The sequence below is a fragment of the Streptomyces thermoviolaceus genome (assembly GCF_045209695.1).
Classification (GTDB): Bacteria; Actinomycetota; Actinomycetes; order Streptomycetales; family Streptomycetaceae; genus Streptomyces; species Streptomyces thermoviolaceus.
On the sequence record NZ_CP109280.1, the window covers coordinates 814,482 to 837,960 of the forward strand.

Here is a 23,479-nt window from a genome sequence, read left to right on the forward strand (position 1 = left end):
GGCTCACCCCGCTCCCGCGTCGGCCCCCGCCGCCGTGCCCGCCGGCTCGGCCGGGCCGGGCTCGACGAAGCTGTAGGGCGGCAGCGGCCCGTTGACGCGCAATTCCAGATGGGGCAGGTCCTTGCGGGCCTGCTCGACGGACTCCAGGAACCGTGCCGCCTCGTCCCGGGGCACCAGGAACGAGACGTTGGCGAGCCAGCCGGTCGACTCCGGGCCGGTGCTCACCGCGGCCGCCCCGCCCTCCAGAGCGCTCACCACCAGCTTCGCGTCCTCGGCCTCGTGGGCCTTGACGGCGGCCGCGACCATCTCACCGAGCCGGATCTTGGCCTCGTAGCCGGCCCCGCCCGCCTGCCGCTGGGCCAGGGCCAGGGCGCGGACATCGGAGTTCTCGGCCATCACGCGATGGAGCACGGCATCCTCCACGTGGTGGGCCTTCACGTTGTACTCGACCATGCCGTCCAGGGCTCCCAGGCGCTCCCGGTAGTGCGCGGCTCGTTCGGTGAGCACCCCGACGACGGTGTCGTCGTCGGGCGCGACGCTGCCGAAACGCAGCGGGAGCACACACCCCGCGGCCCCGATCTCGCTGAGCACGTTCTGGTGGGCGAGCAGGTCCCTGCGCTTGGGGCGCAGTCCCTCGGGTGCGTCGCTGACCACGGCCGCGAGGTCGTCGGCCCGCAGCACACGGACGGGCCGCGACGGGTTGCCCACCCCGGTCATGCCCTCGGGCGGCGCGGGGTGCGAGGCGGCCATGATGCCGTAGACGTACGTGCTCACTCCGGCTCCTCCTTCCGCCGCGCCGAAGTGGCCCTGCGCGGCCGTTGCCGAGGCTCGGTCTCCTCCGCGCTCTCGGCACGTGCCTGCTTGAACGCGTCCGACACGGTCTGGGCGGCTCCGGAGAGCGCACCCTTGGACTTGCCGCGCGCACCGGACTCGGTGATCTCACCGACCAGGTCGGGCAGGCCGGGGGCCTTGCGGGGGCCGGCCTCCAGATCCAGCCGGTTGCAGGCTTCGGCGAAGCGCAGATACGTGTCGACGCTGGCGACGACGACCCGTATGTCGATCTTCAGGATCTCGATGCCGACCAGCGACACCCGCACGAAGGCGTCGATCACCAGTCCCCTGTCGAGAACGAGTTCCAGGACGTCGTACAGGCCGCTGCTGCCGCCTGTGCCGCCGGACGTCTGGGCCGGGACCACGCTCATCCGACCGCGCCTCCTTACTGTCTCGGTCCGGTGTGCAGACGGGTCACTGGCTCGCGCGTCGTGCGGGTCTCTTCCGTGCCGCGCCCGGTGGGTGTTGCGTGTGCGGGTCGTTTCCTGTGGACGGGGTGCCTGGTGCCCGCCTAGCGGCGGGCGTCGGCTCGGCCGCGTTCGTAGCGGCGCACGCGCCGGTATCCGGTGAGCAGGCCCTCGGCGTCGAGTTCGACCTCGTAGCTCGCCATCAGGCTCATGGTGTCGGGAACCCGGGCGAGTTCGAGGACCTCGGCCTGCAGGGACCAGCCGTCCGGCGTCCGCTCGAAGGAGCTGACGGTCTCCACGGGCATGCCGGTCAGTTCGGCCAGCTGCTCCCGGGCCTCGCGCAACACCTGCGCGGGGCTCGTCCGGGGCTGCGACGTCCTGTCCCGGCCGTCGTCGTGCGCCTCCCGCGGCCTGCGGGAGGAACGTGTCCCGTGGGGAGCTTCCGGCTCGGACGTGTGGTTGTTCGGTGTGTGCGACATGGCCACCTCTTGCCCTTCGGGTGGCCACCGGGTCGCCACGTCAAACCTCCGCCGTGTTCCGTTCCCGTGCCGGTCCCGGGCGACGCCCGGACACCGCCCGGGACGTGTGCACGGGCGATCAGGCGAACGGACCGTCGGCCAGGGCGGACAGCAATGTGTCGGCCGACACGCCCGCCCGGTCCCCGATGGCCTGCTCCGTCCAGATGCACTTCCCGGTCGCGGTGTACCGCGTGCCCCAGCGCCGGGAGAGGGCGGCGACCAGCTGCAGGCCCCGGCCGCCCTCGTCCAGTGCGGACGCCCGGCGGATCCGGGGTGTGGTCAGGCTGCCGTCGGACACCTCGCAGATCAAGGTGCTGTCGCGCAGCAGCCGCAGGCCGACCGGGCCCTTCGCATGCCGGGCGACATTGCCGACGAGTTCGCTGACCAGCAGTTCGGTCGTGGTGACCAGGTCGCTCAGGCCCCACCTCTCCAGCTGTTCGCCGACCAGTCGGCGGGCCTCGCCCGCCGCCTGCGGTTCCGCGCGCAGCGGCCATGCGGCGATGGCGTCGGCGGGCACCCGGTGGACCCGGGCGAGCAGCACCGCCGCGTCGTCGGACGTCTGCTGCCGGGCCGGCAGCAGACCGGCGACCACCTTCTCGCACAGGGTGTCGAGGTCGCCGAGGTGGCCGCCCTCGCCGAGCAGCTGCGCCAGGCGGCTCATCCCGGTGTCGATGTCGCACCGGCTCGACTCGACCAGTCCGTCGGTGTACAGCACCAGCAGACTGCCGTCGGGGACGGTCACCTCGGTGGTCTCGAAGGGCGGGTCGGCGGCGCCGAGCGGCGGGTCGGACGGCAGGTCGGGGAAGCGGACGGTGCCGTCCGGGCCGACCACGGCCGGCGGCGGGTGTCCCGCGCAGGCGAACACGCACCGGCCGGTGACCGGGTCGTACACCGCGTACAGCATGGTCGCGTACGAGTCGTCGCCGAGGCCCGCCACGACCTCGTTGAGGTGTTCCAGGACCTCGTCGGGGGCCAGTTCCAGGCCGGCGAGGGTGTGCACCGCGGTGCGCAGCCGCCCCATGGCCGCGGCCTGGGCCAGGCCGTGCCCCATGACGTCACCGATGACGAGCGCGATCCGGTGGCTGGAGAGCGGGATCAGGTCGTACCAGTCCCCGCCCACGTCCATGCCCTGTCCGGCGGGCTGGTAGCAGACCGCGGTGGAGCAGTACGGCACCGTCGGCAGTTCCTGAGGAAGCAGGCCGCGTTGCAGTTCCTGGGCCCGCAGGTGCTCCGCGTCGAAGAGCCTGGCCCGCTCCAGCGCCTGGGCGATCAGACCGCTGAGCGCCACCATGAGGGTGCGCTCCTCCCGGGTGAAACGGCGCGGGCGGGCGAAGGCGAGCGCACACACCCCGACCGGCTGGTCGGAGGCGATCAGCGGGAGGAACGCCCAGGCCTCCTTGTCACCCAGGTTTCCGAGATAGGCGGACTGCGGGTAGCGGGAGAGGTATTCCTCCGGGGTGGAGAAGAACTGCGGTGTCCGGCTGCGCAGGACGTTGGCGGTCGCGTTGGTCGCCGACAGGGGGATGGTGGCGACCAGGTCGAGGAAGTCCTGCGTGTAGCCCGCGCTGCCGACGATACGGACCTGGTCGTCCTCGATGACCTGCATGACGAGTCCGGCCGCGCCGAACATGGGCAGCACATGCCGGGCGACGGCGTCCACCACGCCCTGGGTGCCGATGGCCTCGGCGAGCGCCGCCGTCAGCTCCGAGGTGCGGGCGGCCCGCAGGGCTTCGGCGCGTTCGGCCGCCTTGCGTTCCCGTTTGTCGTGGACGTCGGTGAAGAAGAAGGCCATGCCGTCGGAGAGCGGCACCAGCCGCAGCCGGTACCAGCGGCCGTCCACGGGCCCCTTGACGTCCACGTCGGCCGGTGTGGCGGTGTCGGCCACCCGCCGGCACATCTCGCGCAGGCCGACCGGGAGCGGCAGCCGTCCGGTGGCGGGCAGATCCCACAGGACGCGGCCGACGATGTCCTTCGCCGCACCCAGCATGGCGTCCGCCGCCGTGTTGACGAAGGTGATCCGCCACCCGCGGTCGACCACGAGGAACCCGTCGCTCATGTGGCGCATGGCGTGGCTGATCCGCTCGCGTGCGCTCCGGGATTCGGTGACGTCGCAGAGGGTGCCGACGAACGTCACCGGTTCCTCCGGTGCCCCGGGTTTCACCCGGCCGCGGACCCGGACCCAGCGGCAGGCGCCGTCCGGCCGGCACAGCCGGTGCTCGTGGATGAACAGCGAACCGGTGCGGATGGCCCGCGCGCCCTCGGAGGCCAGCGTCGACCGGTCGTCGACATGGATCAGGCGCGTCCAGGTCTCCAGCCGGCCGTCGAAGCAGTCGTCGTCGATACCGAGGACGGCCAGGGCCTGTTCGTCCAGGACGAGCCGGTTGGTCGCGGGGGTGCATTCCCAGCAGCCGACCCCGACGGCCTGCAGCGCCTCCGGGGTGGTCGACCCGGCCGCCCGGCGGGTCTGCGACAGCGGGGTCGTCGCGGTGAAGGCCCGGCGTACGTCGACGGCCGCCCGGGCGGCTGCCGACTCCAGGAGCGCCCACTGCTCGGCACCGGGCTGCCGGGCGCCCTGCAGGAGCACGGCGAGGGCGCCCTTGGGCCCGTCCGGCTCGGCGGTGCCGGGGAGCGGGACGACCGCCACCCCCACGGCGGGCCAGATGCCGTCGGCGGCACCGTCCGCGGCGGCCGGGGCGGGCAGCCAGGCGCGGGCGCCCTGGGCTCCTTCGAACACGGTGCGGCCGTGCGGGCAGATCTCGTTGTTGGTGAGGTACCGCAGCGACCGGGCGTGGTCCGGGGACAGCCCGGTGCTGGACACCAGGTGCAGGCCGTCCGGGCTGCCGGCCTGTACGTACACCAGCCCTGCCACCCCGCGCAGATCGCCGACGACCTGTGCGAGACCGGCTCGCAACGACTCGGCCGGATCCAGATCGTCGGCACGACGACGGATGGGCGGGACCCCGCTCATAGCACGCAGTCTACCGATGTCTTGCCGGATATATCCCTTTTGCCCCGTCGGCCGCTTGCACCTGCGGCCACGCCGATCCGGCGCGCCACCGGCCGGGCGGCGCGCCGGCCGGTGGCCCGTCGTGCGGCAGCCCCGGGCACGGTCACGGCACCACGGCCTGTTCCACCAGCAGCCGTGCGGTCGCGGCGATCGACTCGGCGTCGATGCCCGCGGCGTGCAGCTGTTCGGCGGGCGTGGCCGAACCGGGCATCGTCCGGACGGCGAGCCGCACCAGACGCGGCACCGGCCGCCCGTCGCCGAAGGCCTGGGAGACCGCGTCCCCGAGACCGCCCTCCGCCCGGTGGTCCTCCACCGTGAGCAGGCAGCCGGTGTCCTCGGCGGCCCGGTGCAGCGTGGCCCGGTCCACGGGTTGGACCGAGTACAGGTCGACGACACGGACGGGGATGCCCTCGGCGCTCAGGGCGTCGGCGGCAACCAGCGCCTCGTGCAGGGTGATGCCCGCGGCGACGACGGTCAGCCGGTCGTGGTCGCCGGCACGGAGCACCTTGCTGCCGCCGACCGGGAACTCCTCGTCCGGGCCGTAGATCACCGGTGTGGCGCCGCGCGAGGTGCGCAGATAGCAGATGCCGTCGAGCTCGGCCGTCGTGGCGACCAGCCGGGCGGTCTGGTTGGCGTCGCAGGGGTAGAGGACCGTGCTGCCGTGCACGGCCCGCAGCATCGCCAGATCCTCCAGCCCCATCTGACTCGGGCCGTCCTGGCCGATCGCCACGCCCGCGTGGGAGCCGTTGAGGTTGAGGCCGGAGCCGCTGACGGACGCCATGCGGATGAAGTCGTGGGCGCGGGTGAGGAACGCGGCGAACGTGGAGGCGTACGGCACCCAGCCGCGCGCCGCGAACCCGACCGCTGCGGCGATCATCTGCTGTTCGGCGATGTAGCACTCGAAGAAGCGGTCCGGGTGTTCCTTGGCGAACAGCTCGGAGCGGGTGGAGTCGCCCACCTCGCCGTCCAGGACCACCACGTCACCGCGTGCGGTGCCCAGTGCGGCCAGCGCCCGGCCGTAGGCGTCGCGGGTGGCGACCTGCTCGCCGGTGTCCCAGCGGGGCAGGGTCACGGTGCCCGTGCCGGCGGGGTGCGCGGGGCGGGCGGGCGGCGGCTCGTGCACCCGCACGCGGAGGTCCCGCACGCCGCCGAGTTCCTCGATCGCCTCGTCGGCGTTCTTCAGCGGCTTGCCGTGCAGCCCCTCGCGGTCCTCGGTGTCGTGCACGCCTTTGCCCTTCAGGGTGCGGGCGATGATCGCGGTGGGCTGTCCGACGGTGGAGACGGCCTCGCTCATGGCCCGGTCGATCGCGTCCGTGTCGTGCCCGTCGATCTCCACGGTGTGCCAGTCGAAGGCGCGGAAGCGACGGGCGTAGGCGTCCAGGTCGTGGCCGTGCCGGGTGGGACCGCGCTGCCCGAGCCGGTTCACGTCCACGAGCACGATCAGGTTGTCCAGGTGTTCGTACCCGGCGTGCTCGGCGGCCTCCCAGACGGACCCTTCGGCCATCTCGCTGTCGCCGCACAGCACCCACACCCGGTAGCCGGTGTGCTCCAGGCGTTTGCCGGCCAGGGCGATGCCGACACCGACGGGCAGCCCTTGACCGAGCGACCCGGTGGCGGTCTCCACCCAGGGCAGCCGCTGCGGCGTGGGGTGCCCCTCCAGCCGGCTGCCGAGGGTGCGGAAGCTCAGCAGCTCCTCGTCGTCGATGGCGCCGGCCGCCTTGTACGCCGCGTACAGCAGAGGGGAGGCGTGTCCCTTGGACAGCACGAAGCGGTCGTTGCCGGGGTGGTCGGGCCGGTCGAAGTCGTAGCGCAGATGACGGGCGAGCAGCACGGCCATCAGGTCGGCGGCGGACATGGAGGACGTCGGGTGACCGGAGCCGGCCGCCGCGGCGGCCCGTACGCTGTCCACGCGCAACTGCTGGCCGAGTTCGTGGAGTTCGGCGGTGTTCATGGGTCTCCTTCCGCGGGGATGTCCGCACGCCGGACCGGACCCGGCGCCGGGTGGGCCGCGCGCGGGCCCCGGCCCGGTTCCTCCGTCGGCGGGTGTGCCGGCCGGTGCGAGGCAGGCCCGGGCGAGGCACCGGAGGGGCGGCCCGGGGTGCGCGCCAGCTCCGGGGACGCCGTGTCCAGCGGCACCGAGGCGGACCGGACGAGCCCCAACTGCACGGCCTGGCGCGGCAGGACGCTGTCCAGCAGCCAGTCGGCGGCGACCCGCACACGGTTGCCGGGCATGGCCGCCAGGTGGTAACCGCGGGTGACCGCTCCGGCGACCGGGCCGGACAGCGGCACACCGAAGGGGTTGGCGGCGGCCAGTGCCCCGCCGAGGTCGACCACGAACCCCAGGTCCCGGTGCCGGTAGGGGCGGCGTTCGCCGACGCCCAGCGAGGCAGCCACGTTGACCGCAGCGGTCCGGCCCTGCCGCCAGGCGTGCTGGGCGGTCATCGGGGTGTACTGCCCCGGACGGTTCAGGTCGGGCACGGCGGCCGCGTCACCGCAGGCGAACACCTCCGGCCGCCCCGGCACCTGCAGATACGGGTCGACGACGAGGCGTCCGCGCTCCAGGGGGTGCCCGGTGCTCTCCACCAGCGGGTCGGGCCGCACACCCACGCACCACACCAGCGTCCGGGTCGGCAGGAACTCGCCGTCCGTCAGCAGCACGCCGTCGTGCAGGGCCTCCTTCACGGAGGTGCCCATGCGCACCTCCACGCCGCGCTGCCGCAGCGCCCGGTCGGCGGTGCGCGACAGCCGCTCGTCCATCTCGGGCAGCACCCGGCCGGCGATGTCCAGCAGCAGCCAGCGCGGCCGCATGCCCCGGCGCAGCGGATGGCCGCGCACCTGGGCGTCGGTGTACATCTTGCCGTGCGCGGCCACCTCGGTGCCGGTGTATCCGGCGCCCACCACGACGAACGTGCAGCGTGCGGCACACCGGTCGGGGTCCTCCTCGGCGGTGGCCAGCTCCATCTGGCGGGTGACGTGATCGCGCAGGTACAGCGCCTCGGGCAGCCCGCGGAAGCCGTGCGCGTGCTCGGCGACCCCGGGGATCGGCAGCAGTTTGTTGACGCTGCCGACGGCCAGCACCAGCCGGTCGTAGGCGAGGGTGCCCTCGTCGCCTTCCGGGTCGGTGAAGTGCACGGTCCGCGCGTCCATGTCGAGGCCGTGGGCCTCGCCGAGGACGAGCCGCACCCCGGGCAGGGTGCCGGTGAGGGAGACGGCGACCCGGCGCGGTTCCAGGATGCCGACGGCGACCTGGGGCAGCAGCGGCAGGTACAGGAAGTAGTCGGTCGGGTTGAGCAGCGTGATGTCGGCCTTGTTCCGGCTCATCCGGGCCAGCGTCCGGGCCGTGCGGTAGCCGGCGAACCCGGCACCGACGATCACGATGCGCGGTCCACTCACGGGGCGCCTCCGACACGTTCGCGTACCTGGTGCGATGCTTCCGCGTCCCCCGCGCCGCCCCTGCCAAACCTGCCGCGGCCGTCGCGGTGACGCCCGAGGGCGGGTTCCGGGTCGGTGCGGGCATCACCGGTGCCGGTGCGGCACGCGGCGAGCACGTCGCGGGGAACCACCGGCCGCCGGCGCGGATGCGAGTAAGGTGCGGCTCGTGTGCGGACCGTCCCGTCGCCGGCACGGTGCGGGCCGAGCGGTGACCGGTGGGCGTTCAGGTGCGACATCGAGGCGGTGGCCAGGCCGCGGGTGAGGCAGCCAGGGTTGCGGTGGATCGTGTCGATGGCGTCGTCGATCCCGCTCCGCCATGCACACATGCGACCGTCGCCACGATGTACGGGCCGGTGGACATCGGTGATGGTGGACCCGCGCACACGCCGCAGTCAGCGGATGGGGCTACGGCACCCCGTCAACCGTCCGTGCGATTGATCCGGTGTGTTCCGGCACCGCCCCGCAGATCTGCGTGCCACCGGAGTACCGGTCCTACATCCCTCGGATCCGCCGCAGCACCCAGGAGCCGCTCGACGCCCTGATCGCTGCCGGAGTCACCCCGCCCGAGCGTATGGAAATCCTGTCGCCCTCAGTGAAACTCACCCCGGGTGTCTGGCGGCCGCACTGGGCGCTCCCCGCCCTGCACCAGCAAGCCCGGTACCACACGGCCGCCGATGTCATGGCGATGTCGGCTGTCGAGGGAACCGCGGCGCAGCACGGAAAGCAGGCCTGCACAGGCCCGTCCGCTCCCGAGCACGTGTGGGCCACGGCGGTCGCAGGCGACAAGGACGAGGTACGCCAGGCGACCGATCCCGGCTATGGGAACCGGTGGGTCCTGTCCTCGACAAGCCGGTGCAGCAGCAGTCCGCCTGGTTCACCCCGGCAGGTCCTCGAACACGCCTGCACGGTGCGGGGGGCGCAGTGAGACTCCATGTGGCGGCCGTGCGGAAGTGGTGGACCGCAGCGGGAGCGATCGTCCTGATGGCGGTGGTGTGCCAGCTGTCGGGAAGGAGCAGGAGCGAGCTGCCCGCTCTCAACGGCAGCGGCGTGGCCCCCTTGGCCTACTTCACTCCCCTGCTGGTGTCTTCCACGGTCCTGTACTGCCTCGGCCGACGCGCCGAACACATCGAACGGACCGCTGTGGTTGCTGTCGCCGTCCTCGACACGGCATGCATGACGTCCGTCTTCACTCTGTGTCTGGCAGCGGGCTGCATCACGGGTTTCGACACCGCCCGCAACACGATGCTGCTGACCTGCATCGGTCTGCTGATCGCCCAGGTGAGCAACACCGCATCAGGTAGCAGCGCCGGCATGATGCTGCTGATCGCCGGCGTCGTCGCGGGGCGGGGCCCGGCAGGAAGCCATGCCTGGTGGGCGGTTCCCCTGTACCCGTCGGACAGTGTCCCTGCGTGGGCCTTGACGGCAGTGTTGCCGGCCGCCACAGGCATCCGTTCTGCGACAGCCCACGGGAAGCCATGGCCCCCGGAGCCATGAGCCGGCCCCGCGTCGGCACATGGTGTGTCACGACGAGTACGGCGTGGAGGTCGCCGGCGACGTCGAGCTGTTCGATGCCCACCACAAGCGCCTCCGTCGGTGCCGGCCGTCCGGCCGGGATGCCGGCACCACGGACGACCCGACGGGCCCATCGCTTCGCGGACACGACCTAGCGGCCATCGGTGCCGCCCGTGCGCGGTGGGCCGGGACGGCCGGATCGGCGCATCTCGGCGGTGAGGGCCCAGCGTTCGTGGTCGCGCCAGGCGCCGGCGACGTACAGCATCTGCGGCGAGTAGCCCTCCAGCCGGAAGCCGCAGGAGCGGGCGAGTCCGATGGAGGCGGCGTTGCCCGGCTGGACGTTGATCTCCAGCCGGTGCAGTCCCATGGGGCCGAAGGCGTGATCGACGACCAGGTTCAGGCCCTCTTTCATCAGGCCGCGCCCGGCGGCGTGCGCGAAGGCGCCGTAGCCGAGGGCGCCGCACTGGAAGGCGCCGTGGACGATGTTGTTGATGTTGATGAATCCGGCGATGTCCCCGCCGGTCTTCTCACAGACCAGGAATCCGGCCTTGGCCGGGTCGTCGATCAGCCGTCCCGCATAGGCGGCGTACGCCTCGGCGGTGTCCGGCGGGAACAGCCAGGGCTGGTGCAGGCCCTTGCTCTCCCGCACCCGTGCGGTGAACTCCTCCCCGTCCTCCAGCGTGAAGGGGCGGATGCCCACGCGGGGACCTTCGGCCAGCCAGCGAGCTGTGGTGTGCGCCATGTCCCGACTGTAGATCCGTCCGCGGCCCCGGGGCCGGTTCCGGGACGTCCCGCCCGCTCGGCCGACGGACGGAGGCCGACCGGGCGGACGACGCGACGTCCCGGCGATGCCCCGGTCCCGGTGGGCGCCCCGTTCAGTCGTGCGCGTCGGGCACCACGGGCAGGCGCAGCACTCCGGTGTCGCCCGGTGCGCTGACGACCGTGACCTGCTTGATCCCGCGGTTGCCGGCGTAGGCGTCGTCACTGGCCGCGATCACGAACCGCAGCCGGTGGCCCTGCTCCCAGCGGTGCACGATGCCCGGCAGGCTCACCGTGAAGCGTCGGGTGACGTCGGGCACGCGGACCGGGGCGACCAGACGGTGCACCAGGGTCTGGGTGCCGTCCGGTGCCACGTCGTACAGCTTGGCGAACAGGACCAGCTTGTCGGCGGCGTCGGAGGACCGCTGGGTGCGCTCGGCCTTCGGCGACACCACCTTCAGCGTGGCCTGGGGCGCGCCGACGACGTCCATCGACTGTTCGAGCGGTTCGCTGGTCCAGGCGAGATACGTGCCCTTGGTGTCGCGCGGCGCGGGGTCGGGCAGGCCGATGACGCCGGCCAGCGAGCTTTCCGAATGGCTGGTGGGGATCAGCCAGTTGGTGTAGCTGCGGCTGCCGCGGGCGACCTTGCTGCGGTCGTCGACGAGTTCGGCGTCGCCGGAGAGGTACAGCGTCCGGTTGAGGGCGGGCACCTGGTCGGCGGTGGCGTAGGTGTGGTCGGGGTCGTCGATCCAGTCGCGGTAGTAGGCGAAGTCCGGGCCGGTGTCGGTGGTGGTCCGGCCGTGCAGGTAGCGGTCGAACCAGGCGAGGATGCGGCGGCCGACGTAGCTGGTCTCGAGGTTGCCCTCGCTCATGTTCAGCTCGCCCGACGCGGGGTCGGTGAGGCCGCCGCTGTGCCCCCAGGACTGCCAGATCATCTTGGTCTCGGTGCCCTGGGCCTTGAGCGTGCGGTAGGTGGCGGTGGCCTCGTTGAGGTTGAACAGGCTGTCGGCCTGGCCCTGGATCAGCAGGGTCGGGGCCTTCACCTTGTCCAGGTACGACACCGGGGAGACGCTGTGGGCGTAGGACAGCAGCCGCCGGGTGGCGTCGGCCGGGTAGCGGCCGGAGTTGAGGGTGCGGACGGTCTCGCAGGCCTGCGTGGTGAAGTGCAGACAGGTCAGCGAGTTGAAGCGGGAGGGGTCCAGGGCGGGCTGGGTCAGCGGCTGGCTCTCGCCGATGAGGTAGAAGCCGTTGGTCCACTGCCACTTGAACACGCCGGGCACGTCGCCGGCGCCGACGGCGTTGTTCGGGTCGAGGGAGTACGCCAGGTCGTGCCAGGTGATCATCGGGACGAGCGCGTCGACCCGGTGGTCCACGGAGGCCGTGGCGAGCTGGATGGCGCCGCCGTAGGAGCCGCCGATCATGCCGACGCGCGGGTCGCCGGCGGCGTCGAGGGTGACGTAGTCGGCGCGGGTGCCGTCGTCGGCGGTGCGGGTGCCGGCCAGGAAGTCGACGAGTGCGGAGGCCGCCTGGCCGTCGATGCGCGGGTCGTCGAGGGAGACCAGGCAGCCGGACTTGCCGAAGCCGAGGCCGGAGTAGACGAGGGTGACGTAGCCCCGCTGGGCGAAGGCCCTGCCGATGGCGCTGGTGGAGCCGTCGTCCTTGCTGCCGCCGAAGCCGTTGGTGGCCAGGACCGCGGGCGCGCGGTGGTCGCGGTCGGCACCGGCGGGCCGGTACAGGTCGGCGTCGACGGTGCAGGTCCGGTCGCCGGCGGGGACGGTGAACCTCAGGGCGGTGACGTCGTACTGGCCGGTGGCGGCCGCGGGCTGGGCGAGCACGAGGGGTGCGGTGAGCAGTGCACCGAGGGCGAGCGAGGTTGCGGCACGGGATCTGAACGCACGACGGGACACAGCACCTCCACACCGAGGACCATCCGACCTACCGACTGGTAGGTACCGGCCGCTTCATGCTGTGGCAGGTGCGGGGCGGGGTCAATCGGCGTGCAGGAGGTTGTTTGACGGACGTTCAGTGAGGACGGCCGGTGCAGCGCGTCCGGGCGCGGCGGAGCCGGTGGCCCGCCGCGCCCGGACGGGCACGTTCAGCGCAGCGCCGGACGGTCCAGCGTCAGGACGCCCTCGTCCGCGTCGAGTTCGGCGGCGACGCCGAAGGGGATGGTCAGTGCGCCCGGGCAGTGCCCGAAGCCGAACTGCTCGGCCACCGGCACGCCGAGCCCGCCGATCCGGTCGGCGAGCAGCGCGCGGACCTCGTCGTAGCCGCTGCCGCAGTCCTCCCAGGAGCCGAGCAGGATGCCGCGCACCTCGGTGAGCCAGCCGGCCCGCAGCAGCTGGGTGAGATACCGGTCCAGACGGTAGGTGTCCTCCCCCACGTCCTCCAGGCACAGCAGCCCGCCGGCCGCGGAGGGCCGGCCGTGCGGGGTGCCGAGGTCGGCGGCCAGCAGGGCCAGGCAACCGCCGAGGGTGACGCCGCGGGCCCGGCCCGGGACCAGGGCGGTGCTCCCGGAGGCGATGGTGGTGACCGTCTCGGGTGCGAACAGGGTGGCTCTGAGGTGGTCCTGTGCTCGGGCGTTCTTCACGAAGTCGACGCCCGCGGCCATCGGGCCGTGCAGGGTGACCAGGCCCAGGCGGACGGCGAACGCCTCGTGGAGTGCGGTGATGTCGCTGAAGCCGACGAACACCTTCGGCCCGGCCGCCCGCATGGCCTCCCAGTCGAGCAGGTCCACCATGCGCTGGACGCCGTAGCCGCCGCGGGCGCACAGCACGGCGTCCACCGTGGGGTCGCACCAGGCTTGCTGCAGATCGGCGGCCCGGTCGGCGTCGGTCCCGGCCAGATAGTCGAACGTGGGGTGCCGGTCGAGGACGTGCGGGGCGACCACCGGGTCCAGGTCCCAGCCGCGCAGCACGTCCAGGCCGGCCTGGAGCCGCTCCTCGGGGACGGGTCCGCTGGGGGCGACGACGGCCACGCGGGCGCCGGGGGCCAGCCGGGCGGGGCGCAGGAGTTCCTTCACGTGTGCAGCTCCAGGGTCGGGACGCCGGCGACGTCCAGGCCGAACACCTGGGCGTACAGGGAGAGTTCCGCCTCCAGGGCACGCACCAGGGTGTCGGCGCGGCGGAATCCGTGGCCCTCGCCCTCGAAGGTGAGGTAGGCGTGCGGCACCTCGCGTTGCTCGATGCGTCGCAGGAACCGCTCGCACTGCACCGGCGGGCAGATCACGTCGTCCAGGCCCTGCAGCAGCAGGAACGGCGCGGTGATGCGGTCGGCGTGCTCGGCGGGCGAGCGTTCGGCGTACCGTTCGGGGACCTCGGCGAGCGGCCCGACCAGCGACTCCAGGTACCGGGACTCGAAGTCGTGGGTCTCGCCGGTGGCCCAGGAGGTCAGGTCGAGGATCGGGTACAGGATGGTGCCGCAGGCGTAGACGTCGGTGCGGGTCAGGGAGGCGGCGGTGGTCCAGCCGCCGGCGCTGCCGCCGCGGATGGCCAGCCGGTTCCGGTCGGCGGTGCCCTCCTCGGCGAGCGCGAGAGCGACGGCCGCGCAGTCCTCGACGTCGACGACGCCCCACTGTTCGCGCAGCCGGTTGCGGTACTGCCGGCCGTATCCGGTGGACCCGCCGTAGTTCACCTCGGCGACCCCGATGCCGCGGGAGGTGAAGTAGGCGATCTCGGTGTCCAGCACCAGCGGGGAGCGGCCGGTGGGGCCTCCGTGCGCCCACACCACGTACGGGGGCCGTTCGTCCTCGGGTGCGGTGCAGTCCGGGTTGCGCGGCGGATGGATGTGGGCGTGCACCTCGCGTCCGCCGGGGCCGGTGAAGGTGCGCACCTGCGGTTCGGGGTAGTAGGCGGGGTCGACCGGGTCGCGGTGGGCGCAGCCGATCACCCGGGCGTGGCCGGTGCGGGTGTCGAGCTCGACGACCTCCCAGGAACTGCGGGGGCTCGCGCCGACCGACACGACGCGGTCGCCGTGCGCGGTGAGCGTGGCGTCGAACTCGGTCCACGGGCCCGCCGCGTCGGCCACCTGGCCGGTGAGCGGGTCGAGTATGCCCAGGCGCAGGGAGCCGTGACCGTGCAGCACGGCGATCAGGCCGCACTCCAGCGGGGCGAACCAGCGCTGGCCGAGTTTCCACAGCGGCCCGGCGAACTCCTCCTCGCCGCCGCACAGTCGCTCGCCGTCGCGGTACAGGTGCCACCAGCCGTCGCGGTCGCTCGCGTACAGCAGGGCGCCGTCGGCCGCCCAGTCGGCCTGGGCGACGGACTCCTCGGGGCCGCCGGCGACGGTGCGGGGCGCGACGAGGCGACCCTGGTCGTCGACGTCGGCGACCACCAGCTCGGTGCCGTCCCAGGACATCCGCGGGTGGTCCCAGGCCAGCCAGGCGGCGCGCCGTCCGTCGGGCGACAGGCGGGGCCCGGTGACGAACCGGTGCCGTTCGGCGGTCAGTTCGCGGACGGCCGTGCGGTCCTCGGCGGCCGAGCCGTCCAACGGCACGGCGGCCGCGACGCGGCGCACGTCCGAGGGGCCGGGGCCGGTGAACTCCTCCAGCACGCACCACACTTCGCCGCGGTCGGGCAGGATCTGCGGCTCGGCCCAGCGCAGTCCGCCGCCCACCGCGGAGACGGGGGTGAGGGGACGGGGGTCGCCGCCGGGCTGCCAGCGGTACAGCCGCTGGTCGGCGAAGTTCACGAAGACCAGCAGCGGCGCGCCGTCCTGGAGGGTGCCGGCCCAGGGGCGGCCGCCGTACTCGATGACGCGGCTGCGCACGTTCCACGGCGCCGGCAGCACGGACTCCTCGGTGCCGTCGGTGCGGCGTCGCACCAGGGCCCGTCGGCCGCCCTCGGCGGGCCGTGGTTCGGTCCACCACACCTCGTCGCCGACGAAACCGGCGTACTCCGGCCGGCCGTCGTGCGCGGCCGCGAGCGCCGCGTCGATCGGCGAGGGCCAGGAACCGTACGGCAGGGTCTGTACGTCCGACATGTGCTCACGCTCTCCCGGATTGCTCAGGCCGACCGCAGGAAGCGGTCGAGGACACGGACACCGAACTGCAGCCCCTCCACGGGGACGCGCTCGTCCACGCCGTGGAACAGGTGGTGGTAGTCGAATCCCTCGGGCAGCTTCAGCGGCGAGAAACCGTAGCCGGTGATGCCGAGCCGGGAGAACTGCTTGGCGTCGGTGCCGCCCGCCATGCAGTACGGCACCACATGTCCCTCCGGCGCGAACTCCCGCACCGCGGCCCGCATCGCGGCGAAGGTCGGCGAGTCCACGGGCGCGGACAGCGCCACCTCGTGGTGCTCGAACTCCCAGTCCACCCCGGGGCCGGTGAGCCGGTCCAGGGTGGTGCGGAACTCCTCCTCGCCACCGGGCAGATAGCGTCCGTCGACGCAGGCGACGGCCTCCCCCGGAATGACGTTGACCTTGTAACCGGCGTCGAACATGGTCGGGTTGGCGCTGTTGCGCACGGTGGCCTCGACCAGGGACGCGGCCGGGCCCAGCTTGTCCAGCAGGGCGTCCACGTTCTCCAGGTCGGGTTCGATGCCGTAGAGGCCGGCCAGTTCGGTCAGGGCGGCGCGGACGGTGGGGGTGAGCCGCAGCGGCCAGTCGTGGGCGCCGATCCGGGCGACGGCGGCGGCGAGACGGGTGACCGCATTGTCCTTGTTGACGCGCGAGCCGTGGCCGGCGCGGCCGCGCGCGGTCAGCTTCAGCCAGGCGGTGCCGCGTTCACCGGCGGCGACGGGATAGATCTGGCGTCCGAGGCCGTCGTGGAAGGTGTACGCGCCGGACTCGCCGATGGCCTCGGTGCAGCCCTCGAACAGCTCCGCGTGCCGGTCGGCGAGGAACCCGGAGCCGTCCTCGGCGCTGGCCTCCTCGTCCGCGGTGAACGCGATCACCACGTCCCGGCGCGGCCGGAGTCCCTGCCGGGCCCAGCCACGGACCACGGCGAGGATCATCGCGTCCATGTTCTTCATGTCGACCGCGCCCCGGCCCCACACCACGCCGTCGCGGACCTCCCCGGAGAACGGGTGCACGCTCCAGTCCTCCGCCTGCGCGGGCACCACGTCCAGATGACCGTGGACCAGCAGGGCGGGCGCACGCGGCTCGCGGCCCTCCACCCGGGCGACGACGTTGGTCCGGCCCGGGGTGCGTTCCAGCAGCAGCGGCTCCAGACCGGCGCCGGACAGCTGCTCGGCGGCGTACTCGGCGGCCGGGCGTTCGCGGCAGTCGCCTCCGCCCCGGTTGGTGGTGTCGATCCGGATCAGGTCGGAGGTGAAGGTCACGACCTCCTCCAGCGCCTGCGCGTCAGCCATACTGCTCCTCCACAGCGGCGGAGGCGATCGTGGTGACCGCCTTGAAGGTACGGATGCCCTCGTACATGGTGGGGCTGGTGTAGGACACCTTCCGCTCCCCGGTGCGGGCCACACCCGGCACCACGGTGGCGGCCATCGCCAGGTGTTCGGCGTCGAACTCCACGGCGACGGTGAACGGACCGCTCTCGGCGGGTTCGTGCCGCACCGCCAGCGAGGCCGCCTTCGCGGCGGCGGCACGGATGTCGGCGGCGGTGCGCGCCGGGGTGCGGCACACGGCCGCGTACCGCGACACATGGTCCTTCACCGCCACCTTCAGCGCCTCGGGCGCATACCCGAGCGCGTCCTCGCAGGCCACGTCGTCACCGGTGACCAGCACCACGGGCACGCCGAACTCGGCCACCACATGGGCGTTGAGCAGTCCCTCGCTGGCCCGTACACCGTTCAGCCACACCCCGGTGATGGAGTTGGCGAGATAGGTGTGCGCCAGGACGCCCTCCATGCCCGCGCCCGCGTGGTAGCCGATGAACGCGACGCCGTCGACGTCGCCGTGCTGCACCCCCTCGACCATGGACAGCGCCTTGTGCCGCCCGGTGAGCATCTGCGCCCGCTCGTCCAGCTCCTCCAGCAGCAGGTTGCGCATGGTCCAGTGGGCCTCGTTGATGAGGACCTCGTCGGCACCGCCGTCGAAGAAACCCAGCACGGCGGCGTTGACGTCCGAGGTGAACATCGACCGGCACCGCTCCCACTGCGGCGTCCCGGGCAGCACGTCCGCCGGCCAGGTGACCCCGGTGGCGCCCTCCATGTCGGCGCTGATGAGGATCTTCATGCTGCGCCACGTTACGCGCCGGGCGGGCGCTCCGCCATGATCTGCCGCGACTGCTTTCGCGCACTTCGCTCAGGCGTGCACGCCGCGGCGCACCTTCTTCGGCTCCGTGCCGTGGGAGAAACCGGCGCAGTCGGCGGCGCTGTGGCGCGGTGCGCGCTGGTCCTCGAGCCGGGGCAGGACGCGGCGCAGGTCGTCGAGGAGCAGGTCGGCCAGGTCGTGGCTGAACCCGTTGCGGACCACGATGCGCAGCACGGCCAGGTCGGTGCGGTTCTCCGGGAAGGTGTACGCGGGCACCAGCCAGCCGCGTTCGCGCAGCGCGGCGGAGACGTCGAAGACGCTGAAGCGGTCGATGTCCTGCCGCACCCGGAAGGCGAACACCGGCAGCTCGCTGCCGTCGGTGATCAGCTCGAACGGGCCCAGCTCCGCGATCTTCGCGGCCAGCCGGGTGGCGACGTCACGGCAGGTCTGCTGCACCCGCCGGTAGCCCTCGAAGCCCAGGCGCAGGAACGTGTAGTACTGGGCGACGACCTGGGCGCCGGGGCGGGAGAAGTTCAGCGCGAAGGTCGGCATGTCGCCGCCGAGGTAGTTGACGTGGAAGACCAGATCCTCGGGGAGGGCGTCCTGGTCGCGCCACAGGGCCCAGCCCACCCCGGGCATGACGAGCCCGTACTTGTGCCCCGAGGTGTTGATGGAGGCGACCCGCGGCAGGCGGAAGTCCCAGACGAGGTCCGGGTCGAGGAAGGGGGCGATCATTCCGCCGGAGGCGGCGTCGACGTGGACGGGGATGTCCAGGCCGGTGCGGGCCTGGAGGTCGTCCAGGGCCGCGGCGATGCCGGCGACGGGCTCGTAGCTGCCGTCGAAGGTGGAGCCGAGCACCGCGACCACCCCGATGGTGTTCTCGTCGCACAGCTCGACGGCCTTGTCGGGGGTGAGGTGGTACCGGTCGCCCTCCATCGGCACATAGCGCGGCTCGACCTCGAAGTAGTCGGCGAACTTCTCCCAGCAGATCTGCACATTGACGCCCATGACCAGATTGGGCCGGGCGGTGGACGCGCCCTCGGCGCGGCGGCGGTGCTGCCAGCGCCGTTTGAGGGCCAGTCCACCGAGCATCGCCGCCTCGCTGGATCCGGTGGTCGAGCAGCCGATCACGTGCCGCGGGTCCTCGGCGTGCCACAGCCGGGCGAGCATGTGGACGCAGCGGGACTCGAGTTCCGCGGTCTGCGGATACTCGTCCTTGTCGATCATGTTCTTCTCGGCGCACTCGTCCATCAGCCGCCGGGCCTGGGGTTCGGCCCAGGTGGAGACGAAGGTGGCGAGGTTCTGCCGGGCGTTGCCGTCGAGCATCAGCTCGTCGTGGACGATCTGGTAGGCGGTGTCCGGCTCCATCTGCCGCTCGGGCAGCGCGTACCGGGGCACCGTCAGGGGCTCCCGGCTGAAGATCGGGTTGATCTGCAGGTCCCGGCTGTGGCCGTGCCGTTCGCGAGGGTGCCTGACCGTCATGCGTACCGCCTCCGGCGTGTCGTCGCGGGTCGGGGATCGGTGTCACGTCCGTACGTGGGTCCCCCCGGCGGGCGGCCGACGCGCCCTGCGGGCGCCCGGCGCGGGCGCCCGCCCCCTCCCCGGTCCGCTCAGCGTTCCAGGAAGTCGAACAGCTCCTCCCAGCGGCGGGTGATGGTCTCCGGGTCGAAGCGGCGCACGGTGTGCAGCGCCCGTTCGCCGAAGGTGTCCCGCAGGTGCTGGTCCGACATCAGCCGGACCAGGTGACGGGCGAGTTCCATGGTGTTGCCGGGCCGGGCCAGCAGCCCGTCCTCCTCGTGGGTGATGATCTCCCGGACGCCGGGCGCGCAGTCGAACGCCACGCACGGCACCCCGCAGGCCATGGCCTCGAGCAGGGACAGCGGGAAGCCCTCGCCGCGGGAGGACTGGACGAAGAGGGAACTGGCGCGCAGCGCGCCGGGGACGTCGTCGGTCTGCCCGGCGAAGTCCACCGAGTCCTGAAGGCCCAGGTCGGCGCACTGCTGCTGCAGCTGCTGCTCGGCCGGTCCGCTGCCGTGGATGCGCAGGGTCCAGCCGGGCTGCCGGGGCGCCACCTCGGCCCAGGCGTCCAGCAGCATGTCGACGCCCTTCTCGTGGGAGAGCCGCCCGATGCTCGCCACCACCTTCTCCGAGCGCGGCGAGGGGGTGTCGGGCAGGAACGGCAGCGGGTTGGGCAAGAAGTCCACGTTGGTCAGGCCTTCGCCCACCCAGTGGTCGGCGTCCTCCTGGGTGAGGGCCAGCAACCGGTCGACGGGAGCGAAGTACTTCTTCACCCGCTGGAAACGGGAAGACTTGCGGCAGGTGTCGAAGGACTCGTGGGTCATGCCGATGACCGGGTGTCCGGCGGTGTCCGCGAGCGCCACCCACTCCATCGCCCACACCTGCGGCACGATGATCATGGCGCCGGGCCGGGCGGCGCGGAAGAGCTCGGTGAGCCGGGCGGCGGCCTTGCGCATATGGGCCTCGTGGCGGCGCACGGCGGGGTCGGCGGAGCCCAGCAGACGGCGCGGCCGGGGCCGGCTCGGCGGACGGCGGGCGTAGAGGGTCTCGGTGCGGAAGGGGGGCCGCTCCCCGAGGTCCATGGGGTGGTGGGGCGGGGCGATGCCGACGACGGTGACCCGGTGGCCGCGCTCGGCCAGCAGGGTGGCCAGCTGGATCTGCCAGCGGCCCACGCCGCCGAGTTCGTTGACCTCGTTGGCCACGAGGAAGATGTCGCGCTGGGTCATCGGGCCCCTCCCGCGGCGGAGAAGAAGCGGTCCACGATCCGCGCGGCGGCGTCGCCGCGGTCGTACTCGCCGTACTTGTCCACGAACTCCTTCAGCCGTGCCTCGTAGGTCGTGCGCAGCGCCCCGAGGTCCTCCACGGCCGCGTAGAACTCCTCCGGGGTGCGCGGGACGGGGCCCGGCGCCTCGGCGAGCAGGTCGAAGTAGGTGCCCCGGCTGTCCTGGGCGTAGTCCTCCCAGTCGTGCGCGAAGAACACGATCGGGCGGTGCAGCAGGGCGTAGTCGAACATCACCGAGGAATAGTCGGTGATCAGGGCGTCCGCGAGCAGCATGAGCGGGGTGATGTCCGGCTCGCGGCTGACGTCGAGCACCCGTCCGGCCACCGACGGGGGCAGGGTGAGCCGGTTCAGGTAGTGGGCGCGGACCAGGAGCGTGTACCGGTCGCCGAAGCGTTCGGCGAACTCCTCGATGTCGAAGGGGAACACGAAGTCGCTGACGCGGCCGTCACGGCCGGTGCGGAAGGTGGGCGCGTACAGCAGCACCTGCCGGCCGGGCTCCAGGCCGAGACGTTCGGCCAGCCGCCGCACCTCGGGGTCGTCGGTGCCCTGCGCGGCGCGGACCAGGGCGTCGTTGCGCGGGTAGCCGGTGCGCAGCAGCTTGTCCTCGGGGATGCGGTAGGCGCGGGCGAGGGTGCGCACGTCGTGCTCGCTGCGCACCACGAAGTGGTCGAAGCGGTCCAACGCCCGCTGGTAGGTGCGCTGTTCGGCCTCGGACAGCATCCGGGTGCCGGGCTCGTCGAAGCCCATCCGCTTCAGCGCGGAGCCGTGCCAGGTCTGGATGTACGTGGTCTCCGGGCGCTTGCTCAGACGCAGCGGGAAACCCTGGTTGTCGATCCAGAACTCGGCCTGCGCCAGCGCCCTGAGGTAGCTCCAGGACCAGCGGCGCACCAGCTGCACGTCCTCGGGGAAACCCTCGGGACGGTCACCGGCGTAGGACCAGATCGCGGTGACGGGTGTGCCGCGGCGGCGCAGTTCCTCGTAGATGGCGCGGGGGCTGTCGCTGTACTGCTTGCCGAGGTGGCTCTCGAAGACGACGGTGCCCTTGCGGACGGGCAGCCGGGTCAGCAGGTGCTCGTAGACCTGGAGCTTGCGGGTGCCGGAGTTCAGCTCGCGGCGCAGGGAGCGCAGGCTGCGGTAGGCGCTCTTGGCGGCACGGGCGGGACGGCTGTGCAGATTGCGTTCCACGGCGGCGCGGCCGGCGCGGGCGAGCTGCCCGTGCTGGGCGAGCCGGAAGGCGAGGTGCCCCTTGGCGGACACCTCGGCGTGCAGCCGGTCGGCCATGAGCCGGGTCAGCCGCGGCCGCACGGGCACGTCCGCGACGCCTTCGAGGGTGACGTCGCCGACGGTGAGACGGCTGGTGGTGCGCTTGCCGTCGGCCGTCAGGTGCAGCCGGACGTCCCACACGTCGTCCACGATGCCGAGCGGGCGGAGCCTGCGGCCCAGCGGCACCTCGGCCCGCCAGGCGATGTGGTCGCCCCGGTGGCGCGGGGCGGGCACGGGGAAGCGGAAGGTCTGCAGGCTGCGCCGGCGGGCGCGGAACTCCAGCTCGGCGGTGAGCTTCGCGTCCGGGGCGATGACGCCCAGCGGATTGACGACCTCCCCGGCGAGGACCACGTCGGCGCCGCGCACCGTGTACGCGGTGAGCCGGTTGCGCAGGAACATCTGGTGCAGCTGCTTGGCGTGGTAGCCGAGGGAGGTGACGTCGAGGACGGCGCGCATCTCCGGGTCGTCGAGGTGGCGGTCGGTCCAGTAGATCCGGCCGTCCCGCTCGGCCAGCGGCGCGGAGATCTTGTTCCGGTTGATCAGGGTGTCGACGGCCGGCATCAAACCGTCCCAGTCCTCGCGCAGCAGCAGCTGGGCGCAGATGGCGTGGACGCGGTCCAGCTCGGCGTAGGCGGCGTCGGAGAAGGTCTGGACGTAGGGCCGTGCCAGCCCGGCGAAGCGGTGCCGGTAGTCGTCGTCGAGGAACGGCAGTTCCCGCAGGTAGAGCACGAGGTCGTGCTTGAGGAACTTGATGTCCTTGCGCAGCTTCAGCTCGTCCTCGCCGCGCTCCTTCAGCAGGGCGTCGATCCGGCGGTGGATCTCCACCCGGTCGGCGAAGTTGCGGATCTCACCGCGCCGGTTGCTGATCGACTTGTTCGCGGTCTTCTGGACGACGTTCCAGAAGTAGACGGTGTGCGGGATGAGGGTGATGCGCTCGGCGGCCAGGTAGGCCTGGGCGGAGAAGAGCAGGTCCTCGTAGTGGATGCCCCGGGGGAAGGTCAGCTCGTTGTCGAGGAGGAACGAGCGCCGGTAGCACTTGTTGGTCGACAGGGTGTCGAAGACGAACAGGTCCGGCAGCTCGGCGACGGAGTCCAGGGTGCGGGTGGAGCGGTACAGCCAGGGGTACCACGGGACCCGTTTGCCGTGCCGGCTGTCGGTGTGGACGCGGACGCACAGGCCGGAGACGAGGTCGGCGCCGGTGCGGTCGGCGGCCTCGACCATGTTGCGGCAGGCGTTCGCCTCCAGGGTGTCATCGCTGTCGAGGAACATCACGTACCGGCCGCGGGCGACCTTGACGCCCTGGTTGCGGGGTTCCCCGCAGCCGCCGCTGTTCTCCGGCAGGCGGATGGCGCGGACCTTGCCGGGGTGCTGCGCGGCGAGCGTCTGGGCGACCTCGTAGGAGCGGTCCGTGGAGCAGTCGTCGGCGATGATCACCTCGACGTTGCGGAGACTTTGTCCGAGCACGGAACCGACCGCCGTCGGGAGTCTGTCCTCGTCGTTGTAGACGATGACGACGACACTGACGTCCGGTTCGGGCGGGACGCTCGACACGGCAACCTCTCGTCTCAGTCCGTGGGTGCGGCGGGCTGGGCGTAACCCTACAGGTTGTAGGGTCGGCCGCCGTCCCTGAACCCCACCCAAACTACGTCAATGTGACAATAAGCCGCGCCGTGACACGCATGGCGCCTCGCCCGCCGCGGTTCGGGCGCGGGGGGCGGGCCGGGGTGTGCAGGACGGTGCGGGCCGGTCCGGTACCCGCGGGCGGCCGTCCTCCCCCGGCATCCTGCACCACCGGTCC

General features: G+C 72.5%; 16 protein-coding genes. 1 reads left to right on the forward strand and 15 read right to left on the reverse strand.

The genetic code is table 11. From position 1 onward, the window contains the following. Positions 1-3: 3 nt before the first annotated feature. The 6 genes from OG899_RS03670 to OG899_RS03695 form a co-directional block, all read right to left on the reverse strand. On the reverse strand, positions 4-774 hold the full coding sequence (locus OG899_RS03670; RefSeq protein WP_125498820.1) for a GvpL/GvpF family gas vesicle protein: 771 nt from the start codon (positions 772-774) through the stop codon (positions 4-6). Continuing rightward, complete coding sequence (locus tag OG899_RS03675) at positions 771-1,202, reverse strand: gas vesicle structural protein GvpA (RefSeq protein WP_168131798.1); 432 nt, start codon at positions 1,200-1,202, stop codon at positions 771-773. Before OG899_RS03675 ends, OG899_RS03670 begins: the two co-directional genes overlap by 4 nt. Positions 1,203-1,342: 140 nt before the next feature. Continuing rightward, the gene (locus tag OG899_RS03680) at positions 1,343-1,717 is read right to left on the reverse strand and encodes a gas vesicle protein (protein WP_125498818.1); all 375 of its coding nucleotides are present in this window, start codon (positions 1,715-1,717) and stop codon (positions 1,343-1,345) included. Between the two features lie 118 nt (positions 1,718-1,835). Then, positions 1,836-4,724, reverse strand: a complete 2,889-nt coding sequence (locus OG899_RS03685; protein WP_189428117.1) for a SpoIIE family protein phosphatase — start codon at positions 4,722-4,724, stop codon at positions 1,836-1,838. Between the two features lie 142 nt (positions 4,725-4,866). Continuing rightward, entirely contained in the window at positions 4,867-6,714 is a 1,848-nt protein-coding gene (locus OG899_RS03690) for a transketolase (RefSeq protein WP_189428118.1), read from the reverse strand. After that, a complete protein-coding gene (locus tag OG899_RS03695) occupies positions 6,711-8,156 on the reverse strand; it encodes an NAD(P)/FAD-dependent oxidoreductase (RefSeq protein ID WP_189428119.1) in 1,446 nt (481 codons plus the stop codon). Before OG899_RS03695 ends, OG899_RS03690 begins: the two co-directional genes overlap by 4 nt. A gap of 972 nt (positions 8,157-9,128) precedes the next feature. On the opposite strand from OG899_RS03695, the gene OG899_RS03700 reads away from it, so the two are divergent. Then, on the forward strand, positions 9,129-9,689 hold the full coding sequence (locus OG899_RS03700; protein WP_168131795.1) for a hypothetical protein: 561 nt from the start codon (positions 9,129-9,131) through the stop codon (positions 9,687-9,689). A 169-nt stretch (positions 9,690-9,858) separates the two neighbouring features. On the opposite strand, the gene OG899_RS03705 is transcribed toward OG899_RS03700, so the two are convergent. From OG899_RS03705 to OG899_RS03745, 9 genes are all read right to left on the reverse strand, one after another. Next, complete coding sequence (locus OG899_RS03705) at positions 9,859-10,449, reverse strand: GNAT family N-acetyltransferase (protein WP_189428120.1); 591 nt, start codon at positions 10,447-10,449, stop codon at positions 9,859-9,861. 133 nt (positions 10,450-10,582) lie between these two features. Continuing rightward, positions 10,583-12,373 (reverse strand): CocE/NonD family hydrolase, encoded by a 1,791-nt coding sequence (locus OG899_RS03710; protein ID WP_125498812.1) that lies wholly within the window; start codon positions 12,371-12,373, stop codon positions 10,583-10,585. Between the two features lie 188 nt (positions 12,374-12,561). Further along, on the reverse strand, positions 12,562-13,488 hold the full coding sequence (locus OG899_RS03715; RefSeq protein ID WP_189428121.1) for an LD-carboxypeptidase: 927 nt from the start codon (positions 13,486-13,488) through the stop codon (positions 12,562-12,564). After that, positions 13,485-15,446, reverse strand: coding sequence for an LpqB family beta-propeller domain-containing protein (locus OG899_RS03720; RefSeq protein ID WP_168131792.1), 1,962 nt, complete (start codon positions 15,444-15,446; stop codon positions 13,485-13,487). The genes OG899_RS03715 and OG899_RS03720 overlap by 4 nt, the downstream gene beginning before the upstream one ends. Before the next feature lie 23 nt (positions 15,447-15,469). Then, entirely contained in the window at positions 15,470-16,774 is a 1,305-nt protein-coding gene (locus OG899_RS03725; protein WP_168131791.1) for a M20/M25/M40 family metallo-hydrolase, read from the reverse strand. Further along, positions 16,767-17,600, reverse strand: a complete 834-nt coding sequence (locus OG899_RS03730) for a M55 family metallopeptidase (RefSeq protein WP_125498808.1) — start codon at positions 17,598-17,600, stop codon at positions 16,767-16,769. The genes OG899_RS03725 and OG899_RS03730 overlap by 8 nt, the downstream gene beginning before the upstream one ends. Positions 17,601-17,669: 69 nt before the next feature. Further along, the gene (locus OG899_RS03735; protein ID WP_168131790.1) at positions 17,670-19,100 is read right to left on the reverse strand and encodes a glutamate decarboxylase; all 1,431 of its coding nucleotides are present in this window, start codon (positions 19,098-19,100) and stop codon (positions 17,670-17,672) included. 128 nt (positions 19,101-19,228) lie between these two features. After that, entirely contained in the window at positions 19,229-20,362 is a 1,134-nt protein-coding gene (locus OG899_RS03740) for a glycosyltransferase (RefSeq protein WP_168131789.1), read from the reverse strand. After that, the gene (locus OG899_RS03745; protein ID WP_125498805.1) at positions 20,359-23,232 is read right to left on the reverse strand and encodes a bifunctional glycosyltransferase family 2 protein/CDP-glycerol:glycerophosphate glycerophosphotransferase; all 2,874 of its coding nucleotides are present in this window, start codon (positions 23,230-23,232) and stop codon (positions 20,359-20,361) included. The genes OG899_RS03740 and OG899_RS03745 overlap by 4 nt, the downstream gene beginning before the upstream one ends. Positions 23,233-23,479: the final 247 nt, after the last annotated feature.